This window comes from Giesbergeria giesbergeri (assembly GCF_054779375.1).
This window is the reverse complement of record NZ_BAAGYJ010000001.1, coordinates 64,977-90,798: the sequence shown is the minus strand read 5'-3', so window position 1 is coordinate 90,798 and position 25,822 is coordinate 64,977. Positions and strand designations below refer to the sequence as shown.

16 protein-coding genes, 5 tRNA genes, 1 pseudogene and 1 riboswitch are annotated in these 25,822 nt (G+C 56.9%); of the genes and pseudogenes, 17 read left to right on the top strand and 5 right to left on the bottom strand.

Annotation, left to right across the window (positions count from 1 at the left end; all coding sequences use genetic code 11):
* From ACYVB2_RS00400 to ACYVB2_RS00345, 12 genes and pseudogenes are all read left to right on the top strand, one after another.
* Positions 1-3,192, top strand: a complete 3,192-nt coding sequence (locus ACYVB2_RS00400) for an efflux RND transporter permease subunit (protein ID WP_382431624.1) — start codon at positions 1-3, stop codon at positions 3,190-3,192.
* An 85-nt stretch (positions 3,193-3,277) separates the two neighbouring features.
* Positions 3,278-3,364 (top strand) — tRNA-Leu (locus tag ACYVB2_RS00395).
* A gap of 86 nt (positions 3,365-3,450) precedes the next feature.
* The gene (tig, locus tag ACYVB2_RS00390) at positions 3,451-4,761 is read left to right on the top strand and encodes a trigger factor (protein WP_382431626.1); all 1,311 of its coding nucleotides are present in this window, start codon (positions 3,451-3,453) and stop codon (positions 4,759-4,761) included.
* Positions 4,762-4,890: 129 nt separating this feature from the next.
* Complete coding sequence (gene clpP / locus ACYVB2_RS00385; protein WP_382431628.1) at positions 4,891-5,499, top strand: ATP-dependent Clp endopeptidase proteolytic subunit ClpP; 609 nt, start codon at positions 4,891-4,893, stop codon at positions 5,497-5,499.
* A gap of 110 nt (positions 5,500-5,609) precedes the next feature.
* A complete protein-coding gene (gene clpX, locus ACYVB2_RS00380; protein WP_382431630.1) occupies positions 5,610-6,872 on the top strand; it encodes an ATP-dependent Clp protease ATP-binding subunit ClpX in 1,263 nt (420 codons plus the stop codon).
* 119 nt (positions 6,873-6,991) lie between these two features.
* A pseudogene (lon, locus tag ACYVB2_RS00375) lies at positions 6,992-9,457 on the top strand (endopeptidase La).
* Between the two features lie 69 nt (positions 9,458-9,526).
* Positions 9,527-9,602: transfer RNA gene (locus ACYVB2_RS00370), tRNA-Gly, on the top strand.
* Between the two features lie 50 nt (positions 9,603-9,652).
* A tRNA-Cys gene (locus ACYVB2_RS00365) sits at positions 9,653-9,726 on the top strand.
* Between the two features lie 58 nt (positions 9,727-9,784).
* A tRNA-Gly gene (locus ACYVB2_RS00360) sits at positions 9,785-9,860 on the top strand.
* A 102-nt stretch (positions 9,861-9,962) separates the two neighbouring features.
* Positions 9,963-10,054, top strand: a tRNA-Leu gene (locus tag ACYVB2_RS00355).
* Between the two features lie 13 nt (positions 10,055-10,067).
* A complete protein-coding gene (locus tag ACYVB2_RS00350) occupies positions 10,068-10,688 on the top strand; it encodes a DUF6806 family protein (protein ID WP_382431632.1) in 621 nt (206 codons plus the stop codon).
* A 108-nt stretch (positions 10,689-10,796) separates the two neighbouring features.
* Positions 10,797-11,270 (top strand): M48 metallopeptidase family protein, encoded by a 474-nt coding sequence (locus tag ACYVB2_RS00345; protein ID WP_382431787.1) that lies wholly within the window; start codon positions 10,797-10,799, stop codon positions 11,268-11,270.
* Between the two features lie 5 nt (positions 11,271-11,275).
* On the opposite strand, the gene murI is transcribed toward ACYVB2_RS00345, so the two are convergent.
* A complete protein-coding gene (gene murI / locus ACYVB2_RS00340) occupies positions 11,276-12,142 on the bottom strand; it encodes a glutamate racemase (RefSeq protein WP_382431634.1) in 867 nt (288 codons plus the stop codon).
* Positions 12,143-12,295: 153 nt separating this feature from the next.
* Positions 12,296-13,852 (bottom strand): fumarate hydratase, encoded by a 1,557-nt coding sequence (locus ACYVB2_RS00335; RefSeq protein WP_382431636.1) that lies wholly within the window; start codon positions 13,850-13,852, stop codon positions 12,296-12,298.
* A 163-nt stretch (positions 13,853-14,015) separates the two neighbouring features.
* On the opposite strand from ACYVB2_RS00335, the gene fumC reads away from it, so the two are divergent.
* The 4 genes from fumC to ACYVB2_RS00315 all read left to right on the top strand — a co-directional run bounded on the left by fumC (position 14,016) and on the right by ACYVB2_RS00315 (position 18,894).
* Positions 14,016-15,419, top strand: a complete 1,404-nt coding sequence (gene fumC, locus ACYVB2_RS00330; RefSeq protein WP_382431638.1) for a class II fumarate hydratase — start codon at positions 14,016-14,018, stop codon at positions 15,417-15,419.
* An 89-nt stretch (positions 15,420-15,508) separates the two neighbouring features.
* The gene (locus ACYVB2_RS00325) at positions 15,509-15,973 is read left to right on the top strand and encodes a CBS domain-containing protein (RefSeq protein ID WP_382431640.1); all 465 of its coding nucleotides are present in this window, start codon (positions 15,509-15,511) and stop codon (positions 15,971-15,973) included.
* A 45-nt stretch (positions 15,974-16,018) separates the two neighbouring features.
* On the top strand, positions 16,019-17,113 hold the full coding sequence (aroC, locus tag ACYVB2_RS00320) for a chorismate synthase (RefSeq protein WP_382431642.1): 1,095 nt from the start codon (positions 16,019-16,021) through the stop codon (positions 17,111-17,113).
* A 5-nt stretch (positions 17,114-17,118) separates the two neighbouring features.
* The gene (locus tag ACYVB2_RS00315; protein WP_382431644.1) at positions 17,119-18,894 is read left to right on the top strand and encodes a bifunctional metallophosphatase/5'-nucleotidase; all 1,776 of its coding nucleotides are present in this window, start codon (positions 17,119-17,121) and stop codon (positions 18,892-18,894) included.
* A gap of 27 nt (positions 18,895-18,921) precedes the next feature.
* Here ACYVB2_RS00315 and nrdR read toward each other — a convergent pair whose 3' ends face one another.
* The 3 genes from nrdR to ACYVB2_RS00300 all read right to left on the bottom strand — a co-directional run bounded on the left by nrdR (position 18,922) and on the right by ACYVB2_RS00300 (position 21,713).
* Positions 18,922-19,371, bottom strand: a complete 450-nt coding sequence (gene nrdR, locus ACYVB2_RS00310) for a transcriptional regulator NrdR (protein ID WP_382431646.1) — start codon at positions 19,369-19,371, stop codon at positions 18,922-18,924.
* 14 nt (positions 19,372-19,385) lie between these two features.
* Complete coding sequence (glyA, locus tag ACYVB2_RS00305; protein ID WP_382431648.1) at positions 19,386-20,630, bottom strand: serine hydroxymethyltransferase; 1,245 nt, start codon at positions 20,628-20,630, stop codon at positions 19,386-19,388.
* Positions 20,631-20,668: 38 nt separating this feature from the next.
* Positions 20,669-20,828, bottom strand: a riboswitch (ZMP/ZTP riboswitch).
* A 33-nt stretch (positions 20,829-20,861) separates the two neighbouring features.
* The gene (locus ACYVB2_RS00300) at positions 20,862-21,713 is read right to left on the bottom strand and encodes a lytic transglycosylase domain-containing protein (protein WP_382431650.1); all 852 of its coding nucleotides are present in this window, start codon (positions 21,711-21,713) and stop codon (positions 20,862-20,864) included.
* A gap of 323 nt (positions 21,714-22,036) precedes the next feature.
* Between ACYVB2_RS00300 and ACYVB2_RS00295 the strand changes: the two genes are divergently transcribed.
* Positions 22,037-25,747 (top strand): DUF748 domain-containing protein, encoded by a 3,711-nt coding sequence (locus ACYVB2_RS00295; RefSeq protein ID WP_382431652.1) that lies wholly within the window; start codon positions 22,037-22,039, stop codon positions 25,745-25,747.
* Positions 25,748-25,822: the final 75 nt, after the last annotated feature.

Here is a 25,822-nt window from a genome sequence, read left to right as displayed (position 1 = left end):
ATGACCTTCAAGACCAAGCCCGAGGGCTTTAATCTGTCCCAGTGGGCGCTAGACCATCCGGCACTGACACGTTATTTGATGATCGTGTTGATGTTGCTCGGCTTTGCTGCTTATTTCCAGCTCGGTCAGGATGAAGATCCACCGTTCACCTTTCGGGTCATGGTGGTACGCACCTTGTGGCCCGGTGCCACCGCACAACAGGTGGCCGAGCAGGTGACGGACAAGCTAGAGCGCACCCTGCAAGAAGCCCCTTATGCCGACAAGATTCGCAGCTATTCCAAGCCGGGCGAGTCCCAAATCATTTTCCAGATCAAAGACTCCTCTCGGGCCAGTGAGGTGGCTAATGTCTGGTACACCGTGCGCAAAAAAATCACGGACATGCGCCACACCCTGCCACAGGGTATCCAGGGGCCGTTTTTCAATGACGAGTTTGGTGATGTGTATGGTGTGATTTATGCGTTGCAAGCCGACGGCTTCACCCCGGCTGAACTCAAGGTTTTTGCCGATGAAGCCCGCCAGCAATTGTTGCGCGTACCTGATGTCGCCAAAGTTGAACTCTTTGGCGTGCAGGATGAAAAGCTCTTTATCGAAATTTCGCAAAGGCGCCTGTCCCAATTGGGACTGGACATGAATGCCGTGCTGACCCAATTGGGGCAGCAAAATGCGGTCGAAAGTGCGGGGGCAGTACAAACACCCACCGACCAAGTGCAAGTGCGTGTGGCCGGGCAGTTCAATGCGGTTGAAGACTTGCAGGCCATGCCTATTCGGGGGGCTTCTGGGCGCCAGTTGCGTTTGGGTGATATTGCCGAAGTAAGGCGCGGCTATGTCGATCCGCCCAACGTCAAGGTGCGTCACGAAGGCCAAGAAGTGATTGCGCTGGGCGTCTCTATGGCCAAGGGGGGCGACATCATCGCCTTAGGCAAAGCCTTGCACCACACCATTGACGTGATTGGCAAGCAGCTTCCTGCGGGTGTTCGGTTGGTCAATGTGCAAGATCAGCCCCAAGCGGTAGCCCACTCAGTCAATGAGTTTGTCAAAGTGCTGATGGAGGCCGTGGTGATCGTGTTGCTGGTCAGCTTCATCAGCTTAGGTCTGCACCGTCGCCCAGGCAGCCAGCCGTGGTGGCGGCGCTGGACGCTAGATCCTCGGCCGGGCTTGGTGGTAGGCATCACCATCCCGTTGGTGCTGTCCATCACTTTTCTGGCGATGTGGTACTGGAACATCGGGCTGCACAAAATCTCGTTGGGGTCGCTCATCATCGCATTGGGTTTGCTGGTGGACGATGCCATCATTGCCGTAGAAATGATGGTGCTCAAGCTTGAAGAGGGCTACGACAAAGTGCGCGCCGCCACTTTTGCCTACGAGGCCACCGCCATGCCTATGCTCACTGGCACCCTCATCACAGCCGCAGGTTTTCTACCTATCGGCATCGCCAAATCGGTCACGGGCGAATACACCTTTGCCATTTTTGCCGTTACGGTGATTGCCTTGGTGTTGTCATGGGTGGTGTCGGTCTATTTCGTCCCTTACCTGGGCACCCTGATCCTCAAACCACCCCCGCATGTCCAACGGTTGCCCGCTGCACCAGGGACACCCGAAGGCATGCATGCCGACCCCCATGAAGTGTTTGACACCCCGTTCTACATCGCATTCCGTCGTTTGGTGCATTGGTGTGTCAGGCACCGCTGGCTCACCATTGGCGCCACTATCCTGATTTTTGTTTTGGGGCTGGCAGGCATGGGCCGGGTTCAGCAGCAGTTTTTCCCTGATTCCAATCGCCCAGAAATTTTGGTGGACGCATGGTTTCCCGAGGGCACCTCCTTTGCGGGCAACGAGGAAGTCACGCGCCGCATAGAGGCCCGACTGCGTACCGAGGCCGGTGTTACCAGCGTGACTACCTGGATCGGCTCGGGCGTACCCCGGTTCTATTTGCCCTTAGACCAAGTATTGCCACAAACCAATGTGTCGCAGTTCATCGTGATGTCCCAGGACTTGGCTACCCGTGCTGTTTTGTTGGATCAACTGCCTGCCGTTTTGGCCCGCGAATTTCCAGAAGTACGGGGGCGCGTCAAGCTCTTGCCCAATGGGCCACCAGTGCCGTATCCAGTGCAGTTTCGTGTAGTGGGGCCCGATCCACTGGTGTTGCGTGCCAGAGCAGACGAGGTCAAAGAAGTGCTGCGCACGTCACCACAGATGCATGGGGTCAACGACAACTGGAATGAGTCCATCAAGGTCATGCGTTTGGAGGTCGATCAAGACAAAGCCCGCACCTTGGGTGTGAGCAGTCAGGCCATTGCCCAGGCCTCTAGGGTGATGCAGTCGGGCGTGCAGATTGGTCAGTTCCGCGAAGGCGACAAACTGATCGATATGGTGTTGCGCCAGCCCGAAGAAGAACGCCGCTTTCTCACCGACATTGCCAATGCCTATCTGCCCACAGCATCAGGCCAGTCCATTCCGTTGATGCAAATTGCCAAGCCTGTATTTGCCTGGGAGCCAGGGGTGATGTGGCGCGAGAACCGTGACTATGCGATTACGGTGCAGGGCGATGTGGTGCAGGGCGTACAAGGGGCTACCGTCACAGAGGCTTTATCGCCCGCCTTGCGCCAAATAGAGGCGCGTTGGCACGCGGCAGGCCAGAATGCCTACCGCATTGAGGTGGCCGGTGCCGTAGAAGAAAGTGCCAAGGGTTCGGCATCGATTGCAGCGGGTGTGCCGGTCATGCTCTTCATCACATTCACCCTGCTCATGTTGCAATTGCACAGCTTTAGTCGGGCGTTGCTGGTGTTTATGACCGGGCCATTGGGAATTGCGGGTGTCGCGGCGGCACTGCTGTTGTTGGATCGCCCCTTTGGTTTTGTCGCCTTGCTCGGTGTGATTGCCTTGATGGGCATGATTCAGCGAAATTCCGTCATCCTCATCGATCAGATCGAGAAAGACCGGGCGCGTGGTGTGCCCGCTTGGGATGCCATTGTCGAGGCTGCCGTGCGCCGCTTGCGTCCCATTGTGCTCACCGCAGCGGCGGCCGTGCTGGCCATGATTCCACTGTCGCGCAGTGTGTTTTGGGGGCCGATGGCCATAGCAATCATGGGGGGATTGATCGTGGCTACGGTCTTGACCTTACTGGGCTTACCGGCCTTGTATGCAGCCTGTTTTCGGGTGCGCCAACCAGATCCTTTGCTGCCAGATGTCTGAAACCCTTTGCCAACAGGTTAAAATGACAAACTAACCAATTTCATACAGGTGGCAAATTGAGCTTTGCCACCCTGTTTGTAGAAGTGCGCGGGTGGCGAAATTGGTAGACGCACCAGGTTTAGGTCCTGACGCCAGCAATGGTGTGGGGGTTCGAGTCCCCCCCCGCGCACCACTCTTTTTTGTAAAACCTTGCCCCCTTCCGGCGCGCGCTATGGCGTCACAGGCAGGTTGAATCCCCCCAAAAAAATAGGAATCGCCATGGCTGTTACCGTTGAAACCCTCGAAAAACTCGAACGCAAGATCACCCTGAGTTTGCCTACCACTGCCATCGAGACCGAAGTGCAATCTCGCCTCAAGCGTCTGGCCCGCACTGTCAAGATGGACGGCTTTCGTCCTGGCAAGGTGCCACTGAGCGTGGTGGCCCAACGCTACGGCTATTCAGTGCAATACGAAGTGCTCAACGACAAGGTGGGTGAGGCGTTTGCCGCTGCCGCCAACGAAGCCAACCTGCGCGTGGCTGGTCAACCCCGCATCACCGAAAAAGAAGGTGCCCCCGAAGGCGAACTGACTTTCGATGCCGTGTTTGAAGTGTTCCCCGAGGTCAAAATCGGCAACCTGAGCGAAGTCACGGTAGAAAAGCTCACCGCTGAAGTCGATGACGGTGCTATCGACAAAACCATCGACATCCTGCGCAAACAACGCCGTACCTTTGCCCAACGCCCACAAGACGCTGCCGCCGAAGACAGCGACCGTGTAACGGTTGACTTTGAAGGCAAAATCGATGGCGAACCGTTCCAAGGTGGCAAAGCAGAAGACTTCCAGTTTTTGGTTGGTGAAGGCCAAATGCTGAAAGAGTTTGAAGACGCTGTGCGTGGCATGAAGGCTGGCGAAAGCAAGACCTTCCCGCTGGCCTTCCCTGAGGACTACCACGGCAAAGATGTGGCTGGCAAGACAGCCGACTTCTTGGTCACCGTGAAGAAGATCGAAGCCGCCCATTTGCCTGAAGTCAACGAAGCCATGGCCAAGTCGTTGGGCATTGCAGATGGCAGCATCGATGGTCTGCGCACAGACATCAAGAGCAACCTGGAGCGTGAAGTCAAGTTCCGTTTGCTGGCACGCAACAAGCAAGCCGTGATGGATGCCCTGCTGTCCAAAGCTGAACTGGATCTGCCCAAGGCCAGCGTTGATGCCGAAGTCGAGCGCCTGCGTGAAGGTGCCGTGGCTGACCTCAAGCAACGTGGTATCAAAGACGCCGACAAGGTAGAGATTCCTGCCGACGTGTTCCTGCCCCAAGCAGAGCGCCGTGTGCGTCTGGGTCTGGTGGTGGCCGAGTTGGTGCGTGCCAACGATCTCCATGCCAAGCCAGAACAACTCAAGGCCCATATTGACGAGTTGGCTGCCAGCTACGAAAAGCCCGAAGAAGTGGTGCGTTGGTACTTTGGCGACCGCCAACGTCTGGCCCAAGTAGAAGCGGTAGTGGTTGAGAACAATGTGTCTGATTTCGTGCTGGGTCAGGCCCAAGTGACTGAAAAAGCGGTAGCCTTTGACGAATTGATGGGCCAGAGCTAATCCACGATTCCATCATGCTGGGGTGAATTTTCGTTTCGCCCAAGCTCTTTGGCATCCTGGGGGCTTGTGCTGGTGCGCACAAGCCCCAATTTGTTTCTGGGTACAGTACCCGCCTGACAGGAGAAAAACATGAGCGCACTGGAAACACAAGGCCTGGGCATGATCCCGATGGTCATCGAGCAGTCGGGCCGTGGTGAACGGTCTTACGACATTTATTCACGTCTGCTCAAAGAGCGGGTAATCTTTCTGGTTGGCCCCGTCAATGACCAGTCGGCCAACTTGGTGGTGGCCCAGCTGTTGTTCCTGGAAAGCGAAAATCCCGATAAGGATATTTCGTTTTACATCAACTCGCCCGGTGGCTCGGTCAGTGCTGGCATGGCGATTTTTGATACCATGAACTTCATCAAGCCCGATGTTTCCACCCTGTGCACAGGCATGGCGGCTAGCATGGGCGCATTCTTGTTGGCCGCTGGAGCCAAAGGCAAGCGTTTTGCGCTGCCCAATTCCAAGGTCATGATCCACCAGCCCTTGGGCGGCATGCAAGGTCAGGCCACCGAGATTGAGATTCATGCCCGCGAAATCCTCAAGACCCGCGAGCAGTTGAATAAGATCTTGGCCGAACGCACCGGCCAGCCGCTGGAAAAGATTGAACGCGACACTGAGCGCGACTATTTCCTCTCGGCCTCTGAAGCCAAGGATTACGGTTTGGTCGATCAAGTCATTGACAAACGCGCCTGAACGTAGCCACTGTACCGTGGACGGCGTTTTCCCCACAGGGAAGGCGCCGTTTCTGTTTGGTTATCATCGCAGGCCCATTTTCTTCATTCTCGTGACAAGGCATTCTTCCCATGGCCGATAAAAAAGGCTCTCCCAGCGAAAAAACCCTTTACTGCTCTTTCTGTGGCAAAAGCCAGCACGAGGTAAAGAAGCTGATTGCCGGCCCGTCGGTTTTCATCTGCGATGAGTGCATCGACCTGTGCAATGAAATCATCCGTGACGAGTTGCCCGCCGATGCTGGCCGTGATGCACGCGGTGATCTGCCCACCCCCGCAGAGATCAAAGCCAACCTCGACAGCTATGTGATCGGCCAAGAGATGGCCAAGCGCACCCTGTCGGTGGCGGTGTACAACCATTACAAGCGTTTGCGCCACAAAGACAAGGCCCACAAAGACGATGTGGAGCTGTCCAAGAGCAACATCTTGCTGATTGGCCCTACTGGCTCGGGCAAAACCCTGCTCGCCCAGACACTGGCCCGGATGTTGGATGTGCCCTTTGTGATGGCCGATGCCACGACCCTGACCGAAGCGGGTTACGTGGGCGAAGACGTAGAAAACATCGTGGCAAAGCTGTTGCAAAGCTGCAATTACGATGTTGAGCGTGCCCAACGTGGCATTGTCTACATCGATGAAATTGACAAAATTTCGCGCAAGGCCGACAACCCCTCCATCACCCGTGATGTCTCTGGTGAAGGCGTGCAGCAGGCGCTGCTCAAGCTCATTGAAGGCACGATGGCTAGCGTCCCGCCCCAAGGTGGGCGCAAGCACCCCAACCAAGATTTTCTGCAAATTGATACCACCAATATCCTGTTCATTTGTGGTGGTGCCTTTGCAGGTCTGGAAAAAGTGATCGAAAACCGTACGGAAGCTTCTGGTATTGGCTTTGGTGCGGCTGTGCGTAGCAAGAAGCAGCGATCTTTGTCCGATGTGTTCACCGAGATCGAACCTGAAGATTTGATCAAGTTCGGCCTGATTCCTGAACTGGTGGGGCGGATGCCCGTAGTGACGGCGCTGGCTGAACTCAGCGAAGACGCATTGGTACAAATCCTGACCGAGCCCAAAAATGCATTGGTCAAGCAGTACAGCAAACTGTTGGCGATGGAAGGGGCTGAGCTGGAAATTCGGCCCACTGCGCTCAAATCTATCGCTCGCAAGGCGCTGGCACGCAAGACAGGTGCGCGCGGTCTGCGCTCCATTTTGGAGCAGGCCTTGATTGGCACCATGTTCGATCTTCCCACCATGAACAACGTGGAAAAGGTGGTGGTGGAAGAATCCACGATCGAAGAAAGTAAGCCCCCGCTGCTGGTCTACCGCGAAGCCGCCAAGCAAGCCTGATCTTTGATGGCCTTGCCCGGTTCAGGGCAGGCCAGCGTTCTTCTACAGGTATTGCTACGCTGGTGGGTTGAAAACCCCTGTCTGTGGGCCATCTTCCATCCAGTTTCATGAGAATTCCCATGTCCGGACACACCCCCTTGCCCGCTACCCCCGTTGATCTGCCACTGTTGCCTTTGCGCGATGTGGTCGTTTTTCCCCATATGGTCATACCGCTGTTTGTCGGTAGGCCCAAAAGCATCAAGGCTTTGGAGCTGGCGATGGAGGCCGACCGGCGCATCATGCTGGTGGCACAGAAAGCAGCCGCCAAAGATGAGCCATCGGTGGGCGATATGTTTGATGTGGGCTGCATCTCCACCATCTTGCAAATGCTCAAGCTGCCCGATGGCACCGTGAAGGTGCTGGTTGAGGGCCAGCAGCGCGCACTGGTCAAAGAGATTTAAGATGTGCAGACCCACTTCTCTGCCACCGTCCTACCGGTGGAGTTGGAGCTGACAGCAGGTAAACCCAGCGAGATCGAGGCTTTGCGTCGTGCGGTGATGCAACAGTTTGACCAATACGTCAAACTGAACAAGAAAATTCCCCCAGAGATCCTGACGTCCATCTCCAGCATTGAAGACCCAGGTCGCTTGGTCGATACGATTGCCGCCCATCTGCCGCTCAAGTTGGAAAACAAACAGGCGGTGCTAGACCTGTCCGACATCAAAGATCGGCTTGAGAACCTGTTTGAGCAGCTTGACCGTGAAGTCGATATCCTCAACGTTGATAAAAAAATCCGAGGCCGCGTGAAGCGCCAGATGGAAAAAAATCAACGTGATTTTTATCTGAACGAGCAGGTCAAGGCCATCCAAAAAGAACTGGGTGAAGGCGAAGAGGGCGCTGATCTAGAAGAACTGGACAAAAAAATCCGCTTGGCCAAGATGCCGCTGGAGGCGCGCAAAAAAGCCGAGAACGAGCTGAAAAAACTCAAGCTCATGTCGCCCATGTCGGCAGAAGCCACTGTGGTGCGCAACTATATCGACGTTTTAGTAGGCCTGCCTTGGAGCAAAAAGACTAAGGTCAAGCACGACTTGGGCCATGCCGAAACTGTGCTCAATGAAGACCATTACGGCCTTGACAAAGTTAAAGACCGTATTTTGGAATACCTTGCCGTGCAGCAGCGCGTGGACAAGGTGAAGGCTCCCATTTTGTGTTTGGTCGGGCCGCCTGGCGTGGGCAAGACCTCGTTGGGGCAATCTATTGCCAAGGCCACTGGGCGCAAGTATGTGCGTATGGCCTTGGGGGGCATGCGCGATGAGGCAGAGATTCGCGGCCACCGCCGCACCTACATTGGTGCCATGCCGGGCAAAGTGTTGCAGAGTCTGAACAAGGCTGGTGCGCGCAACCCACTGTTTTTGCTCGATGAGATCGACAAACTGGGTACCGATTTTCGGGGTGATCCATCCAGCGCCTTGCTTGAAGTGCTCGACCCAGAGCAAAACAGCAAATTTGCCGACCACTATGTGGAGGTCGATTTCGACTTGAGCGATGTGATGTTTGTTGCCACCTCGAACTCGATGAACATTCCTCCTGCCCTGCTTGACCGTATGGAGGTTATTCGCCTGTCGGGTTACACCGAGGATGAGAAAACCAACATTGCGACCAAATACCTGATTCCCAAGCAGTTTGGCAACAATGGCGTCAAGGCCGAAGAACTGCGCATTGAGGAGTCAGCCGTACGCGACATCGTGCGCTATTACACCCGCGAAGCTGGCGTGCGCTCGTTAGAGCGTGAACTATCCAAAATCTGCCGCAAGGTCATTAAAGGCTTGCAGCTCCAGCAGTTACAAGCCCCGGTGGTGGTGGGCGGTGACAATCTGTCCGACTATCTGGGCGTACGCAAATACAGTTATGGCCGTGCCGAGCAACAAAACCAAGTCGGTCAAGTCGTTGGTTTGGCTTGGACAGAGGTGGGCGGCGATTTGCTGACCATTGAGGCGGCCACCATGCCCGGCAAGGGTGTGATTACCCGCACCGGCTCGCTGGGCGATGTGATGAAGGAATCGGTCGAGACGGCGCGCACCGTGGTGCGCAGCCGTGCCCATGCACTGGGTATTTTGGATGAGGCTTTTGAAAAGAAAGATGTCCATATCCATGTGCCTGATGGTGCGACCCCCAAAGATGGCCCCAGTGCTGGTGCCGCCATGACCACAGCCTTTGTCTCGGCGCTCACGGGCATCCCTGTGCGTGGTGATGTAGCCATGACGGGCGAAATCACCTTGCGCGGTGAAGTCACGGCCATTGGCGGTCTGAAAGAAAAACTGTTGGCTGCCTTGCGTGGTGGCATCAAGACGGTGCTGATCCCTGAGGAAAACATCAAGGATTTGCAAGAAATTCCAGACAACGTCAAAAGTGGCTTGGAGATTGTGCCCGTCAAATGGATTGATAAGGTGCTAGAAATTGCCCTTGAGCGCCAGCCCGTACCACTGACCGGGGAGCAAGTGCAGGCACAGGTGGCTGCTGCATCCAAAGCAACCACTAGTGCGGTAGCTGCCACCGTCGCGGCTCCTGTCCCAGCAAAAACCAGAAAAGTGCCGGTGAAACACTAAAACTTGCGCCAAACACAAAAACTACGCTACAATAGCGAGATTGCAGCAATCGTTAGGTTGTTGCAGTATGCGGGATTAGCTCAGTTGGTAGAGCGATACCTTGCCAAGGTATAGGTCGAGAGTTCGAGTCTCTTATCCCGCTCCAAATTAGAATAAAAGGGAAGCGACCGCTTCCCTTTTGTATTCGGACAGTAAGGCGCGGTAGCAAAGCGGTTATGCCCCGGATTGCAAATCCGGTTAGTCCGGTTCGACTCCGGACCGCGCCTCCAAATTTAGAGCTTGTAAAAGCTCTGGTATAATCAGAAACCACAAAATTGTGGTGACTCTGCGGGATTAGCTCAGTTGGTAGAGCGATACCTTGCCAAGGTATAGGTCGAGAGTTCGAGCCTCTTATCCCGCTCCAAATTAGAATAAAAGGGAAGCAACCGCTTCCCTTTTGTTTTGGTTATTGCCTTGGCGTGAAGGCCGGGTTACGCTGTGGTAAAACCGTGTACACAGCGCCCATGCCCCGATGGTGAAATTGGTAGACACTGCGGACTTAAAATCCGCCGCTTCCTGAAAAGGGGCGTGCCGGTTCGATTCCGGCTCGGGGCACCATTACGATTCAATCATGTCAAATTACAACGCTCCCTTTGAAATCCATGTGCATGGCGAGGTGTTGCTGCGCCCCGATGTTCAATATGCACAGTTGCAAGAGGCGCTCAAGCCCTTGTGGCACTATGCTGGGGCGCGCTCTTTGGCTGCTGGGGCAAGCAGTTCCTATGAAGAGGAGCCAGGCATCAAGTTTGATGCCCAAGACCATGTGTTGCGCATGTGCTGGACGGTGCGCGGAAATGATGATTTCCGTCAATCCTTGGACGAGATGTGTATGGGCCTCAATGAGCTGGCCGAGCAGGGCGCTCCCATTGAGGTCACGTTCTACGACACCGATTTTGACGAAGACGAAGAGGATGATGGCACCGAGTCTCGCGACGACTTTTTGATGCTATTTGTGGGGCCAACGCCCGCAGCCATTATGCAAGTCCAGCGTGATTTGTTGGTGCGGGATGTGGTTCACATGATGGAGCGCCATTTTGATGGCGCCGAGTTGGGTGGGGTAGTGACAGAGATTGACAAGTTGTTTACCCAGCGGTTCGATGCTTTGGTGGACTCGCTAGAAATCAGCAAGCCCCCCCGTGGTGGTTCGGGGGGCGGTCATGGGGGTGGCCGTCGGCCCCGCCATTTGCACTGAGCAGTGGCCTTGGTTGGTCATGGGGTGCCAGCAGCAGCTTCGCCCCTCAAAGACTTTCCCTATTTGCAGGCTTATCCTGAAGCCTTGCGTCAACAAGTAGCGGCTGTGATGGCGCAGGATGGTGGCTTGGCTGCGCTATTGCAGCGCAAATATCCACAGGCACATGTAGTGCGTACCGACAAGGCTTTATACCACTACGCTAGCGCCTTAAAGAGTCGTTATCTGCGCAATGCAGAGGTGGTCAACAAGGTGGTGTTTGACAGCAAAATTCATGTGGTACGCCATGCACTGGGGCTGCATACCACAGTCTCTCGGGTGCAGGGAGGGCGCTTAGCGGCTAAGCACGAGATTCGCATTGCGGCCATGTTCAAGCAGGTGCCTGACGAGTTTTTGCGCATGATTGTGGTGCATGAACTGGCACATCTGCGCGAACGTGAGCACAACAAAGCGTTCTACCAACTGTGCGAGTACATGGAGCCTGCTTACCACCAATACGAACTGGATCTGCGCTTGTATTTAACCCATCTAGAGAAATCTGGAATGCGGCTGTGGCAAACCACCGGGCCGCTGGGGATGGAATAGGCGTTTTAGTTGTGGGGTAGTGTGATGGTTTGGCACCAAGTGGCTGGCACTTGTAGCCAGCGCATGGCTGCTGTTTGCAGTGCCGATAGGGTGCCCGTGGTGTACAACTGCACGGGAGTCTGGCTGGCAGACGGTGTGCCTTCATCGCATAAGGTGCCTGCCGCTTGCAACAGGCGCCGGGTTTGGCGGGCTACAGGCTCTCCAGTGGCAATCAGCCGTATCTCTGGGCCTAGCAATGCCCGGAAATCGTCCTGTGCAAACAGATAGTGTGTGCAGCCCAGTACGAGGCTGTCTATCTCCCCTGGTCGATGACCAAAATTACCCAGGGCTTGGGTGTAGCGTGCGCACAAGGCACGGGTAGCTGTGTGGCCAGGGTTGTTTTCTGACACGGTGTGCAGGGTGCTGCATTCGATTGCATGGGCCAACCCATCGCAGGCTTGCAAGACAAAATCGGCTTGCCCTTGCAGAGAGGCCAGTAGTTTGCCAAAGCGGGTGCTGCCCAACGTGCCACGGGTGCCTATTACCCCGATGCGTTTGGTCTGGCTTTGGGCCACAGCGGGTTTGAGTGCAGGCTCTAAACCGACGAGGGGGAGGTCTGGATACTGCATGCGCAGTTCATCAATGGCCGCAGCCGTAGCAGTGTTGCAGGCCACCACCAGTGCTTTGATCTGGTGTTGTTGGCATAGGTAATCAGCAATCGCACGGCTGCGTGCCGTGACAAAAGCGTTACCCCGTTCTCCATAGGGTGCATAGGCACTGTCGGCCAGATAGACAAATCGCTCATGTGGCAATTCGGCCCGCAGGGCTTGGAGCACGCTCAGTCCTCCCACACCACTATCAAAAACACCAATGGGGGAGGATGGGAGTGGCATGGTGCAAAACGGCCGGATGGACAAAGATCAAGGCCCGATTGTAGGAAAACAGTGCCCCCTTATACCCGTGACACAATGCGCAGGCATGGAGTGGGCCAAAAGAAAACCGCCCAAAGGCGGCTTTCTTGGCATACAGAGAGGGCTAGTGCAGGTTTAGGCTGCAGTGACTCCAATGCCCTTGAACTCGCCTGTGGCAATGCGTTTTTCCCATTCGGCAGGGCCGGTGATGTGGGCACTGGTGCCACCAGCATCCACTGCCACTGTTACAGGCATATCGACCACATCGAATTCGTAAATCGCTTCCATGCCCAAGTCTTCAAAGCCGACCACTTTGGCCGTTTTGATGGCTTTGGAGACGAGGTAGGCTGCACCGCCCACGGCCATGAGGTAGGCACTTTGGTGGTTTTTGATGCTTTCGATAGCGACCGGGCCGCGCTCGGCTTTGCCGATCATGGCGATCAGGCCGGTTTTTTCCAGCATCATGTCGGTGAACTTGTCCATGCGCGTGGCCGTGGTAGGGCCAGCGGGGCCAACGGCTTCGTCACGCACAGGATCGACCGGGCCAACGTAATAGATCACGCGGTTGGTGAAATCGACTGGCAGCTTTTCACCCTTGGCCAGCATATCTTGGATGCGCTTGTGTGCGGCATCGCGGCCGGTGAGCATTTTGCCGTTGAGCAGCAGGGTATCGCCGGGCTTCCAGCTGGCTACTTCTTCTTTGGTCAGGGTATCAAGGTTGACCTTTTTGCTCTTGTTGTAGTCGGGTTCCCAGTCGATTTTGGGCCACAGGTCGAGGCTGGGTGGGTCGAGGTACACCGGGCCCGAGCCATCCATGACAAAGTGGGCGTGGCGTGTGGCGGCGCAGTTGGGAATCATGGCTACGGGCTTGGAGGCCGCGTGGGTGGGATACATCTTGATTTTGATATCCAACACGGTGGTCAGGCCGCCCAAGCCTTGGGCGCCAATGCCCAAGGCGTTGACCTTCTCAAACAGCTCCAGACGCAGCTTTTCCACATCGTCCAAAGCGGCACCGCTGGCAGCTTTGGCTTGCAGCTCGTACATGTTCAGGTCGTCCATCAGGCTCTCTTTGGCCAGCAGCACGGCTTTTTCGGCCGTGCCACCAATGCCAATGCCCAACATACCCGGTGGGCACCAGCCGGCACCCATGGTGGGGACGGTTTTGAGCACCCAGTCCACCAAGTTGTCGCTGGGGTTCATCATGATCATTTTGGACTTGTTTTCCGAGCCGCCGCCTTTGGCTGCTACGGTGATGTCCACGGTGTTGCCTGGCACGATTTCAGTAAAGATCACGGCGGGCGTGTTGTCTTTGGTGTTTTTGCGGGCAAACAGAGGGTCGGCTACCACGCTAGCGCGCAGGGTATTGTCAGGGTGGTTGTACCCTTGGCGCACGCCTTCGTTGATGGCGTCGTCCAAGCTGCCGGTAAAGCCGTCCCAGCGCACGTCCATACCCACTTTCAAAAACACATTGACGATGCCAGTGTCTTGGCAGATGGGCCGGTGGCCTGTGGCACTCATTTTGCTGTTGGTCAAAATTTGGGCCATTGCGTCTTTGGCGGCAGGGCTTTGTTCACGCTCGTAGGCGCGTGCCAGATGCTCGATGTAGTCGCTGGGGTGGTAGTAGCTGATGTATTGCAGCGCAGCAGCGATGGAATCGATCAGGTCTTGTTGGCGGATAGTGGTGGTGCTCATGGCGTCGAGGGTGGGGAGTAGTCCGTTTTCGAAGCGTGGATTATCCCCCGGCCAGGCTTGCGTTGTGCTGTCGCTAGCCCAGGACTGCGCTAGCGGTATGCTGTGGCCTGTCCATCCGCCGTTTTCTTTTTCTCACATGCGTGTCGGATGCAGGAGCTAGGCCATGACGACAGAATCTTCCACTTCTACACGCACCGAATTCGATACCCTCGGCCCTATCGAGGTGCCAGCACAGCGGCTTTGGGGAGCCCAGACCCAGCGTGCTTTGGTGCATTTCGCTATTTCTGAAGAGCGCATGGCACCGGAGTTGCTGCGGGCGCTGGCACAAATCAAGCGCGCCTGTGCCTATGTCAACCATGCCCAAGGGCGTTTGCAAGCTGCCAAGGCTACCGCCATCATTGCCGCAGCCGATGAGCTGATCAATGGTGAGCATGCGGATGAGTTTCCACTGTCGGTGTGGCAGAGTGGCTCTGGCACCCAGACCCACATGAACGTGAATGAAGTGCTTGCCAACCGGGCCAGCGAATTGTTGGGCGGCCCCTGTGGGCAGGGGCGCTGGATACATCCCTATGAGGATGTGAACCTGGGGCAGGCCAGCAATGACGTGTTTCCCACGGCCATGCACGTTGCGGCTGTCGAGGTGTTGTTGCGGTGTTTGTTGCCCGCACTGCAATGCCTGCGCAGTACCTTGACCGACAAGGCACAGGCTTTTGCAGACTTGGTCAAGCTGGGCCGTACGCATCTGCAGGATGCGGCTCCTTTGACCTTGGGTCAAGAGATTTCGGGTTGGGCGGCGCAGTTGCAGCAAGCAGAGCAGCATGTGCGCGATGCTTTGCCCCACCTGTGTGAATTGGCCTTGGGTGGCACGGTGGTTGGTACAGGTTTACATGCCCTGCCCGACTATGCTCCGGAGGTGGCCCAAGAGCTGGCCGACTTGACGGGGCTGCCGCTGGTGACCGCCCCGAACAAGTTTGAGGCCTTGGCCTCTTGCGATGCTTTGGTGCATGCCCATGGTGCTCTCAAGACTTTGGCGACCAGTTTGATGAAGATTGCCAACGATATTCGTTGGATGGCCAGTGGTCCGCGTGCTGGTTTGGGCGAGATCACGATTCCAGAAAATGAGTCTGGAGCTTTTATCTTGCCCGGAAAGGCCAACCCCACGCAGTGCGAGGCACTGATGATGTTGTGCTGTCAGGTGTTGGGCAACGATGTGACGATCAACATCGGCGGCGCTTCGGGTAACTTTCAGCTCAATGCGTTTCGGCCTGTGGTGATTCACAATTTTCTGCAAAGTGTGCGTTTGCTGGCCCAAGGTATGCAGAGCTTTCATGACCATTGTGTGGTCGGTATCGAGCCACAGCGTAGCCATATTGCTGAGCTGCTCAGTCGCTCGTTGGTGCTGGTAGCTGCGCTTCGTCCCCATCTCGCAGAGGAGAAAGTGGCTGAAATTGCCCGCAAGGCCTACACCGAACACACCAGCTTGCGCGAGGCAGGCATTGCGCTGGGCTATCTGACCGCCGAGCAGTTTGATGCTTGGGTAGACCCTGGACATTTGGCAGGTTTTTGATAAAGCCCTGTGTTCTGCCCCGAAAGAAAGGCTTTGTGGGCTATATTCGCCCAATACCAGCAACCCGTTGATTGGGCACCTTACACATCATGAAAGTTAGCGACATCCTGCGCGTCAAGGGCAACACCCTCTACACCGTCGATCCCTCCCGGCATCTGTCCGAAGCTATTCAGATCATGTCGGAGCGGGACATTGGCTCTTTGGTCGTCATGGAGCATGGTGATCTGGTGGGTATGCTCACTTTCCGCGAAATTATCCAGAGCTTGGTCAAAAACGATGGCAGTGTTGGCACCCTGCGGGTGCGTGCCGCTATGGACGATGCCCCCCTGACCTGCACGATGGAAACCGATATGGATGAGGTGCGACGCATGATGCTCGATCGCCATGCCCGCTATATGCCGGTGATGGACAGTCGGATGCTGATGGGTGTCATCAGTTTCTACGATGTGGCTAAAGCGGTGGTAGACAGTCAGAACTTTGAGAACCAAATGCTCAAAGCCTACATCCGTGATTGGCCCGATGAGGACAAAGCCCAAGCCGCCGCTGGTGCTTGAGAGGAATGGCCGGTTGGGGCTGTGGCTCTGGGATAATCCTTCTCCATGAGTGGCAATACCTTCGGAACCCTTTTTACCGTCACCAATTTTGGTGAGTCCCACGGCCCGGCCATTGGCTGCGTGATTGATGGCTGCCCGCCAGGCATGGCCCTGAGTGAGGCAGATATTCAGCTGGATCTAGATCGGCGCCGCCCCGGCACCAGTCGCCATGTCACGCAGCGCAACGAACCTGACGCGGTCGAAATTCTCTCGGGGGTGTATGAAGGCTATACCACCGGCACGCCCATTGCTTTGCTGATTCGCAATACCGACCAACGCAGCAAAGACTATGGCGATATTTTGCAAACCTTCCGCCCCGGCCATGCCGATTACACCTATTGGTACAAATATGGCATTCGTGATCCGCGCGGCGGTGGTCGTTCTTCGGCCCGCCTGACGGCGCCTACGGTGGCTGCTGGTGCTGTAGCCAAAAAGTGGCTGGCCGAAAAATTTGGTACCCAGTTTCGCGCTTGCATGACGCAACTGGGCGAACTGCCCATCCCATTCGAGAGCTGGGAGCATGTGCCGCACAACCCATTTTTTGCCCCGGTAGCCAATGTTGCAGCCTATGAGAGCTACATGGATGCCTTGCGCAAGGCGGGAGACTCTTGTGGCGCGCGCATCCGCGTGCAGGCCCAAGGTGTGCCGGTGGGTTTAGGCGAACCTCTGTTTGATAAGCTCGATGCCGATATCGCCTACGCCATGATGGGCCTGAATGCCGTTAAGGGGGTAGAGATTGGGGCTGGTTTTGCCAGCGTTGCCCAGCGCGGCACTGTGCATGGCGACTCGCTCACGCCAGAGGGCTTTGCCAGCAACCACTCGGGTGGAATTTTGGGGGGCATCAGCACTGGGCAAGATATTGAAGTATCGATTGCCATCAAGCCAACCAGTTCCATTCTGAGCCCGCGCGATTCTATCGATATCCACGGCAAGCCAGTCGAGGTGAGCACCAAGGGCCGCCATGATCCGTGCGTGGGCATTCGTGCTGCACCCATTGCGGAGGCTTTGTTGGCGCTGGTGCTCATGGATCACGCCTTGCGCCATCGTGCTCAGTGTGGCGATGTTGTGCAGGCGGTGCCGCCGATTCCTGCGGCCATCTGATCGCTATGCTGTTGCGGCTGCCGGGGCTGGTGGGTGCGCTGGTGCTGGCTGGGTGTGCTGGGGTAGCCGCACCACCGTCCCCGCACATGGAGATTGCCCTGCTGGGCTTCAATGATCTGCATGGGCAGTTAGAGCCACCACGCCAGTCTGTGGTGCTGCCCAGCACCCACAAGGCCCAAGGCACTATCACCGTGCCCGTGGGCGGCTTGGCCTATCTGGCAGGCACGGTGGCGGCACTGAAGGCCCGCACGCCCCACCATGCAGTGGTGGCAGCAGGCGATGTGGTAGGTGCCTCGCCGATGATGTCGGCGCTGTTTTTGGATGAGCCAACCATAGAAGCCCTGAACCAGATGCAGGTGGATGTCAGCGCGGTGGGCAACCATGAACTTGATCGAGGGTGGCTGGAATTATTGCGTTTGCAAAATGGGGGCTGTGCGCGTTATACGGCCCGCCAGCCGTGCCAGCTCAATCCAGCCTTTGCCGGGGCTCGTTTTCAGTTTCTGGCGGCTAATATCGTGCCGGAGGGCCGTGGTGAGTCGCCATTGCCTGCCACTGCCATTAAGCGATTTACACAAGGCGATCACACCGTGACGGTGGGCTTTATTGGCGTGACCTTGCAAGCAGCCCCCAAGGTGGTCTCGCCCGCTGGTGTGCGTGGTTTGCAGTTTGCGGATGAGGCCGAGAGCGCCAATGCCCAAGCGGCGCGTTTGCGGGCAAATGGGGCCGATATGGTGGTGCTGGCTTTGCACGAAGGCGGTGCCACCACGGCCAGTGCCGTAGAGACCAGTTGTGCCGGTCTGCGTGGCGATATCGTGCCGATATTGGAGCGACTGAGCTCGGCCATTGATGTGGTCATTTCTGGTCATACCCACCAAGCCTATGTTTGCGATTACGCCAGCATCAACCCGGCTAAACCTTTTTTGCTCACCAGTGCTGGGGCTTACGGTATGTGGGTCACAGACATTGTGCTGCGCTTTGATTTGGCGACGCGGCGTTTGGTACACAAGAGTGCTCGCAATGTGGCCGTGCAGAACGGCGGTTACGAGAGCAGTGCAGGCAAAATCATGCCTTCACCGTTGTATCCCAGCTATGTGCCCGATGTGGGGGTGCAAGCGGTGTTGGATCGCTACCGGGTGGCTGCTGCCCCGTGGATCGACAAACCCGTGGGGCGATTGTTGGGCACAGTGACCCGCCAGACAGCACCCTCTGGTGAGAGTGCCTTGGGCAACTTGGTGGCCGATGCCCAGCTCTGGGCCACCCAGTCCCCCGATGCTGGTGGTGCCCAAATATCTTTGATGCATGCGGGTGGGCTGCGGGCGGATTTGCTGCCCGATGTGCAAGGGCAAGTACGTTATGGACAGCTTTTCGCGGTGCAGCCGTTTGGTAATCATTTGGTGGTGCAAACCCTGACGGGCGCACAAATTCGCACTTTGCTGGAGCAGCAGTTTGATCCATTGGCACAGCCATCACAGCGCAGCCGTGTGTTGTCGGTGTCCAGCGGTTTTAGCTACCGCTATGACCTATCAAAACCACCTGGTGCCCGTGTTATGGCAATGACATTGCATGGACAAGCGATGGAGGAGGCGCAAGACTATCGGGTGGTGGTTAGCAGTTTCTTGGCCCAAGGGGGGGATCGCTACCCCGTATTCACCCAAGGTCGTGACGTGCTGGGGGGGATGTTGGATGTGGATGCGCTGGAAGGCTATTTTGGTGCGCAGGGCATGGTGCAGCCACCAATGCCAGACCGCATCAAGCGCACCGATGTGCTCGTACGGCGTTGACGCTGGGCTACATGTGCAGCCACTGGCTTACTGACGCACTTCGTCTACCAAGGTTTTGAAGTCGTTGATGTCTTCAAAGCTGCGGTAAACGCTGGCGTAGCGGATATAGGCAACCTTGTCGAGCTTTTGGAGTGCCCGCATCACCAGCTCGCCGATGCGGCTGGAGGGCACTTCGCGTTGGCCCAAATTGAGCAGGGTCTCTTCAATGCCCTCGATGGCGGTGTCAATTTGTGCTGTGCTGACTGGGCGTTTGCGCAGCGCAATGTTGAACGATCCTAGCAGCTTGGCACGGGTGTATTCGGTGCGACGGCCATCCTTTTTGACAACCACCGGAAAGCTCACCTCTGGGCGCTCATAGGTGGTGAACCGTTTCTCGCAGGCGCTGCAACGCCGCCTGCGGCGAACGACGTCCCCTTCTTCAGACACCCTGGTTTCAACGACTTGCGTCTCTTGGTGGCTGCAAAAGGGGCATTTCATCGCATTAAACCGGCTTAACGGTACACCGGGAAGCGTGCGGTCAAGGCGTTGACCTTGGCGCGCACCGCTGCAATGTTGGCTTCGTCACGCGGGTTGTCCAGCACATCGGCAATCAGGTTGGCGGTGATGCGTGCTTCCTCATCCTTAAAGCCACGGGTGGTCATTGCAGGAGTACCCACACGGATCCCGCTGGTGACCATGGGCTTTTCAGGGTCGTTGGGAATGGCATTCTTGTTGATGGTCATGTGGGCAGCACCCAACACGGCCTCGGCTTCCTTGCCAGTGATGCCCTTGGCACGCAAGTCCACCAGCATGACATGGCTTTCGGTGCCGCCACTGACGATGCGCAGGCCGCGCTGGGTCAGGGTTTCGGCAATGATTTGCGCGTTCTTGACCACCTGTTGTTGGTAGGTTTTGAACTCAGGTTGCAGCGCCTCTTTGAACGCTACGGCTTTGGCTGCAATAACGTGCATCAGCGGGCCACCTTGCAGGCCGGGGAAGATGGCGCTGTTGATGGCTTTTTCGTGCTCGGCCTTCATCAGGATGATGCCGCCACGGGGGCCGCGCAGGCTCTTGTGCGTAGTGGAGGTGACCACATCGGCAAATGGCACGGGGTTGGGGTAGACACCAGCAGCAATCAGACCCGCATAGTGGGCCATGTCTACCATGAAGATGGCACCCACATCTTTGGCTACTTTGGCAAAGCGTTCAAAGTCGATGCGCAGGCTGTAGGCCGATGCGCCAGCAATGATGAGTTTGGGCTTGGTTTCGTGGGCCTTGCGCTCCATGGCGTCGTAGTCGATGGCCTCGTTGGCGTCAAGGCCGTAGCTGACCACGTTGAACCATTTGCCCGACATATTCAGGGGCATACCGTGGGTGAGGTGGCCGCCTTCGGCCAAGCTCATGCCCATGATGGTGTCACCTGGCTTGACAAAGGCCAAGAACACGGCCTCGTTGGCAGAAGCGCCGCAATGGGGCTGCACATTGGCTGCTTCTGCGCCAAAAATTTGTTTGATGCGGTCAATGGCCAACTGCTCGGCGATATCGACATATTCGCAGCCACCGTAATAACGCTTGCCAGGATAGCCTTCGGCGTATTTGTTGGTCAGTTGTGAGCCTTGTGCGGCCATGACGGCGGGCGAGGCATAGTTTTCGCTGGCGATCAGCTCAATGTGCTCTTCTTGGCGCTGATTCTCGGCCTGAATGGCAGCGTAAAGCTCGGGGTCGGTTTGCTCGACAAGGATATTGCGTTGGTACATGGTGTGTGGCAGTCCTGTGAATTGGAGTCCCTTGAAGCAAGGGCTGCCCAGGCGAACGGCGGAATCACCAAGGGTCTGACAGACCCCTGGCGGCACGCTTCCCAGTGGTTTCACCGCCAAGGTTTGGTCAGTTTCCACGTCAGCAACAGCATCTTGCAGTTGGAGATGCTATGCCTATCGCCAGTCGCGTGCTTGGTTAGTGTAGCTGACAGTGCAGATGGCTGTCTTGCTTCAAAGGCCCGACAGCAGCGCCACCTTTTCTGTGGTGTTGGCTGGTGCAGCCGCTTCGGCAGGTGGGGTGGCTGTGGTTGTCTTGTTGTCGGGCTTGCGCTCGGCCAAGAGTGGGAAGGGGGATGTGGGGGCTTTGCGCTGACCGGCTACTTGTCGCAGACGGGCATGTTCGGCTAGCACTTTGGCAGCATAACCCCCATCATCGGCCATGTCGGCGGCACCCACATAACAGCCCAAGCCGCCTTCGACGGAGCCGGTGCGGGTGATGCAGTCCATCAGCACTTTGACGCCTACGCGCAGGTTGGTCACAGGATCAAATGCGGCCAGTTTGCCGCCCACACGCTCATATTTATCGGTGTGTACGCGGGTCATGACCTGCATCAGGCCTTGCGCTCCCACGGAACTTTGGGCAAAGGGGTTGAAGCTCGATTCCACTGCCATGATGGCCAGAATCAGGGTGGGATCTAATTGAACCCGTGTGCCAGTCGCATAGGCTTCTGCCACCAACAGGCCCAGCGGTTCTGGGGCAACGCGGTATTTCTTGCTCAGCCAGTAGGCCACTTTGGCCTGCTCTTTGGGCAAGTCTTTGGGGTTGACGGCCAGTGTGCGGTCGCTGGGCTCAGGTTCTGGCTCGATTGGCCCCAGCAGGGCTTCCTGCCGGGCCTGTAACCAGCCTATCAGTTGTTCCTCTCCTGCTTGGCGCAGGTCGGGGCGTGCCACCAAGGTAGCGGTGGTAAAAACAACGAGCAGCCCAACAAGGGCAAAACTGTTGCGGGTGATGGCAAGAAATCCTGTGATCACATCGGTGGCAAAGGTATGCACACCGGAGACCCATTTTCCTGACGCTGTCATAGCTTTCCTTTCTCGGCGGCGGGGGCCTGGACATCGGGTGCCCTTGTGAGGCACCGCAAAGTCAGGAGATCTCGCCTGGATTGGTACGCCATCAAGTTCGTGCTGGGGCAAGGTGCCCGAAAGAACGCACGGAACTGACTTAGCCGGATTCGGCAGCGGTTGGGTTGGTACTGGCCTGCTGTGAGGCTGAGGCGATTCTAGGATTGGGTTAAATAGCAAGTCAATACTAACGATTTTACATTTAATACTTTAAAGTTATGAATTGAGGGGAATTCTGTGGCTCCCGCTGAGCGTGCAGAGTGGATATCCCGCAAAATCTCGTTATGCAAATTTCTTCTCTTCGTCACAAGTCCTGGGTGCGCTGGGGGCTTGTCGTGCTCGCTGGCTGGATGGTGCTTTGGCTGTTGGGCTGGTTGGTGTTGCCATCGGTGCTGCGCAGTCTGGGAGAAAAGATGGGCACTGAGCGCCTGGGGCGTACGGTGCAAATTGGCCAGATCGACTTTCGTCCTTGGAGTCTGGAGCTGACGGTGCGGGACATACAGATTGCCGGTACCGCTTCAGACCGGCCCTTACTGCAAGTGCAGCGTTTCTATCTGGATGCGCAATGGCAGTCGTTGTGGTATTTGGCGCCTGTGCTTGATGCTCTGGAGGTAGATGCGCCAGTGTTGCATCTGACCCAACAGGCACCGGGGCGTTATGACATTGATGACATCATGGCCCGGCTTGAGGCTGCAAGACAGCAGGAGCCTGACCACAGTGAGCCGATGGTGTTCGCCCTCTACAACATCGTGTTGCGTGGTGGGGAAGTGCATTTTCAGGATCAGACCGTGGGCAGCACCCATGCACTGCGCCATTTGCAATTGCAGCTTCCCTTGCTGAGCAATTTGCCTACTGAGCGCGAGATCAAAGTGCAGCCGCATTTGGCTTTTGAGCTCAACGGTAGCCCTTTTAGCTCCAGTGCCGAGGCGACGCCATTTGCACAGCAACGCCAAGCGGATATTCGCTTGCATTGGTCGGGGTTGGATCTCAAACCCTATTTGGGCTATTTGCCTGCCAGTTTGCCTGTGCGTTTGCAGTCGGCATTGTTGGATGCCGATTTGCGTGTGCATTTTGCGCAAGCCCAGACGCCTGTGCTGCGTCTGAGTGGTCGTGTGGGGGCGCGTGAATTGCAATTGACCGATGTGGCCGCCAGTGAACTATTGTCAGTGGCTGCGTTGACGTTGGAGTTAGAGGATGTGCGTCCACTGGAGCGCCGTGTGCAGTTGCAATCGGTGCAGATCGATGCGCCTCATGTTCATGTGCGCCGCCATCGTCAGGGGCACCTGAACTGGGCGGGTGGAGGGGCACCGTCTCCAACCACCACCACGGTGACACCTACATCACCCGATGACCAAGCCCCTACAGGCAGTGACTGGCGTCTGGACGTCAACCAAATTACTGTGCAGCACGCACAACTGGACTGGCAAGACGAAACCCTGCCAACGCCTGCACGTCTCAGGTTGCAGGAGCTGGGCTTGCAGGCCAGCAATCTCCGCTGGCCCTTAGAGCACCCCGTGCAGTTTGCTGGACAGATGCAACTGGTGGCCCCTGATGATAGTCGGGGGCCAGCAACACTGGCCTTTGAGGGACAAGCCACCCATCAAAAAGCCAAGGTGGCGTTGTCGGTGCAGGCACTTCCCTTAGGTTGGGGCAGGCCGTATTTGGCGCAATCGTTGGTGCCTCGTTTGGAGGGCATGCTCAATGCCGATCTGGGCTTGGCTTGGGATGATCCGGCGCTGGTGGCTCAGGTGGCACAACTGAACATTGATGGCTTGGAACTCGCTTGTGCGCCCAATGCCAAGTGTGTGCCAGCCGTGGCCTCTGGATTGGCCTTACGTGGTCAGAACACACTGGCCGAGCTGAAGAAACTTCGCATAGAAGGCGCACAAGTGCATCTGGCCAAGCGATCTGTGACGGTGCAGAGCATGGCCCTGACCCAGCCACGTTTGTTGGTGGAGCGTGACAGTGAGGGGCAGTGGATGTTTGAACGCTGGTTGCCTGCCAATGAGCCACAACCTGCCACTGCGACCAAGGCGGGGGAGGCGCCACTTCCTTGGTCGTTGCGCTGGGCTGATTTGGCACTGCATGGTGGCACAGTGGCCTTTCGTGACGGGTTTGTGGCCTCTCCGGTGGCTTTGCTGGTGTCAGGGCTGCAAGTGCAGCTCAAAGATTTTGCGCCATTGGCTTCCAACACACCCCCATCGGCATTGAGTGTATCGGCTCGGGTTGGGGCGGGGCGTACCGATCCAGGTCGACTGGAATACGATGGGACGGTGGGCTTAGCCCCCTTGGCCGTTCAAGGCAAGGTGCGGGCGCACCAATTGCCGTTGCATGCCTTCGAGCCTTATGTCACTAAGGATCTGAATGTGGACATTCGTCGGGCCGATGGCAGCTTTCAGGGGCAGGTGGCCTATGCCCAGTTGCCTGCTGGCCCTCAGCTCAGGGTAGAGGGCGATGCCGCCCTGGACGATGTGCGTGTACGCACTGTGGTCTCTCGCCAGGATGTGGGTGACAGCGCCTCACCCGATTTGCCGATGCTGGGGCGTGCAGAGGAGTTACTGAACTGGAAATCGCTGGCTGTGCGGGGCATTTCTATGGCCATGGTGCCTGGTCAGGCTTTGCAACTGGACGTGCGCGAAACGGCACTGATGGACTTTTTTGCCCGTGTGGTGGTGCAGGAAGATGGGCGTCTCAACTTGCAGGATTGGCGCAAAGCCGCACCAATCCCTGTTGCTGCCCCTACAGGGGAGGCCACAACACCGGCCAGCATGGCTGCTGGACAGGCCGCCCCGGCCCCCATCGTACGCATTGGCCCGATCACATTGACAGGAGGGCGGGTAGACTTTTCCGACCACTTCATCAAACCGAACTACTCTGCCGACTTGAGTGGATTGGCTGGGCGCCTCAGTGCATTTTCTTCGGTGCCAGCGGTGCCGGGGATGCCTCCACTCATGGCGGATTTGGAATTGCGGGGCCGTGCACAAGGAACGGCATCGCTGGACATCACGGGTCAGCTCAATCCATTGGCACAGCCTTTGGCGTTGGATATTCGGGGCCAGATGCGCGATTTGGAGCTGCCCCCCTTATCGCCTTACACCATCAAATATGCAGGGCATGGCATTGAACGTGGCAAGCTCAGTATGGATGTGAGCTACCAAGTGCAACCCAACGGGCAATTGACGGCAGGCAACAAGCTGGTGTTGCACCAGTTAAAGTTTGGCGACCCGATAGAGGGCGCACCGGCCAGCCTGCCTGTGCGTTTGGCAGTGGCCCTGTTGGCCGACCGCAATGGGGTGATTGATGTGGATTTGCCTATCAGTGGCTCACTCAACGACCCAGAATTTAGACTCGGATCGGTGATTTTGAAGGTGGTTGGAAATCTGATCGTCAAAGCAGTGACCGCCCCATTCTCTTTGCTGGCAGGCATCTTGGGTGGTGGCGCTGAACAGGGCGTGGTGGCCTTTACACCAGGCACGGCACAACTGGATGCGGTGGCCCGTCAAAGTCTAGACAAGTTGGCTCAGGCCATGAAAGACCGGCCATCGTTGAATATGACCGTGGTGGGGCAGGCCAGTGCCCCCGCAGAACGCCAAGCTTGGCAGCGCGACAAACTGCAACAGTTGGTGTTGGCGCACAAACGCCGCGTGGCGGTGCGGGCCGGACAGGACGTTGATACAGTGGAGGCGGTGAGTGCCGAAGAATATCCCGTCCTGCTTAAAGAGGTGTACCGTCGGGCCGATTTGAAGAAAGAGCGCAACCTGATCGGCATGACCAAGGATGTGCCTTTGGCACAAATGGAAGCGGTGCTGTTGGATAGTATTCCGGTGCCTGACGATGCCATGCGTGAGCTGGCGCTGGCCCGTGCGGTGATGGTGCGTGACTATCTGGCTTCGCGTGATTTGCCTCTGTCGCGTTTATTTTTGGGGGCACCAGAAACCATAGGTGCCGATGCCGACTGGAAGCCGCAGGCCAAGCTGGGCTTGGCAGTTCATTGATCCAATGGGGTAGGTGTCAGGCCAAATCCCGGTCAAAATAGCGCCTTCTTCGACATGGGTCAGTATGCTGATCCG

Coding starts and splice junctions, on each gene's coding strand:
- ACYVB2_RS00300 (WP_382431650.1), bottom strand. CDS start 21,713: ATGACAGCGTCAGGAAAATGGGTCTCCGGTGTGCATACCTTTGCCACC.
- clpX (WP_382431630.1), top strand. CDS start 5,610: ATGGCCGATAAAAAAGGCTCTCCCAGCGAAAAAACCCTTTACTGCTCT.
- ACYVB2_RS00335 (WP_382431636.1), bottom strand. CDS start 13,852: ATGAGCACCACCACTATCCGCCAACAAGACCTGATCGATTCCATCGCT.
- glyA (WP_382431648.1), bottom strand. CDS start 20,630: ATGTACCAACGCAATATCCTTGTCGAGCAAACCGACCCCGAGCTTTAC.
- ACYVB2_RS00325 (WP_382431640.1), top strand. CDS start 15,509: ATGAAAGTTAGCGACATCCTGCGCGTCAAGGGCAACACCCTCTACACC.
- ACYVB2_RS00295 (WP_382431652.1), top strand. CDS start 22,037: ATGCAAATTTCTTCTCTTCGTCACAAGTCCTGGGTGCGCTGGGGGCTT.
- aroC (WP_382431642.1), top strand. CDS start 16,019: ATGAGTGGCAATACCTTCGGAACCCTTTTTACCGTCACCAATTTTGGT.
- clpP (WP_382431628.1), top strand. CDS start 4,891: ATGAGCGCACTGGAAACACAAGGCCTGGGCATGATCCCGATGGTCATC.
- nrdR (WP_382431646.1), bottom strand. CDS start 19,371: ATGAAATGCCCCTTTTGCAGCCACCAAGAGACGCAAGTCGTTGAAACC.
- ACYVB2_RS00350 (WP_382431632.1), top strand. CDS start 10,068: ATGTCAAATTACAACGCTCCCTTTGAAATCCATGTGCATGGCGAGGTG.
- ACYVB2_RS00315 (WP_382431644.1), top strand. CDS start 17,119: ATGCTGTTGCGGCTGCCGGGGCTGGTGGGTGCGCTGGTGCTGGCTGGG.
- ACYVB2_RS00400 (WP_382431624.1), top strand. CDS start 1: ATGACCTTCAAGACCAAGCCCGAGGGCTTTAATCTGTCCCAGTGGGCG.
- ACYVB2_RS00345 (WP_382431787.1), top strand. CDS start 10,797: ATGGCGCAGGATGGTGGCTTGGCTGCGCTATTGCAGCGCAAATATCCA.
- murI (WP_382431634.1), bottom strand. CDS start 12,142: ATGCCACTCCCATCCTCCCCCATTGGTGTTTTTGATAGTGGTGTGGGA.
- fumC (WP_382431638.1), top strand. CDS start 14,016: ATGACGACAGAATCTTCCACTTCTACACGCACCGAATTCGATACCCTC.
- tig (WP_382431626.1), top strand. CDS start 3,451: ATGGCTGTTACCGTTGAAACCCTCGAAAAACTCGAACGCAAGATCACC.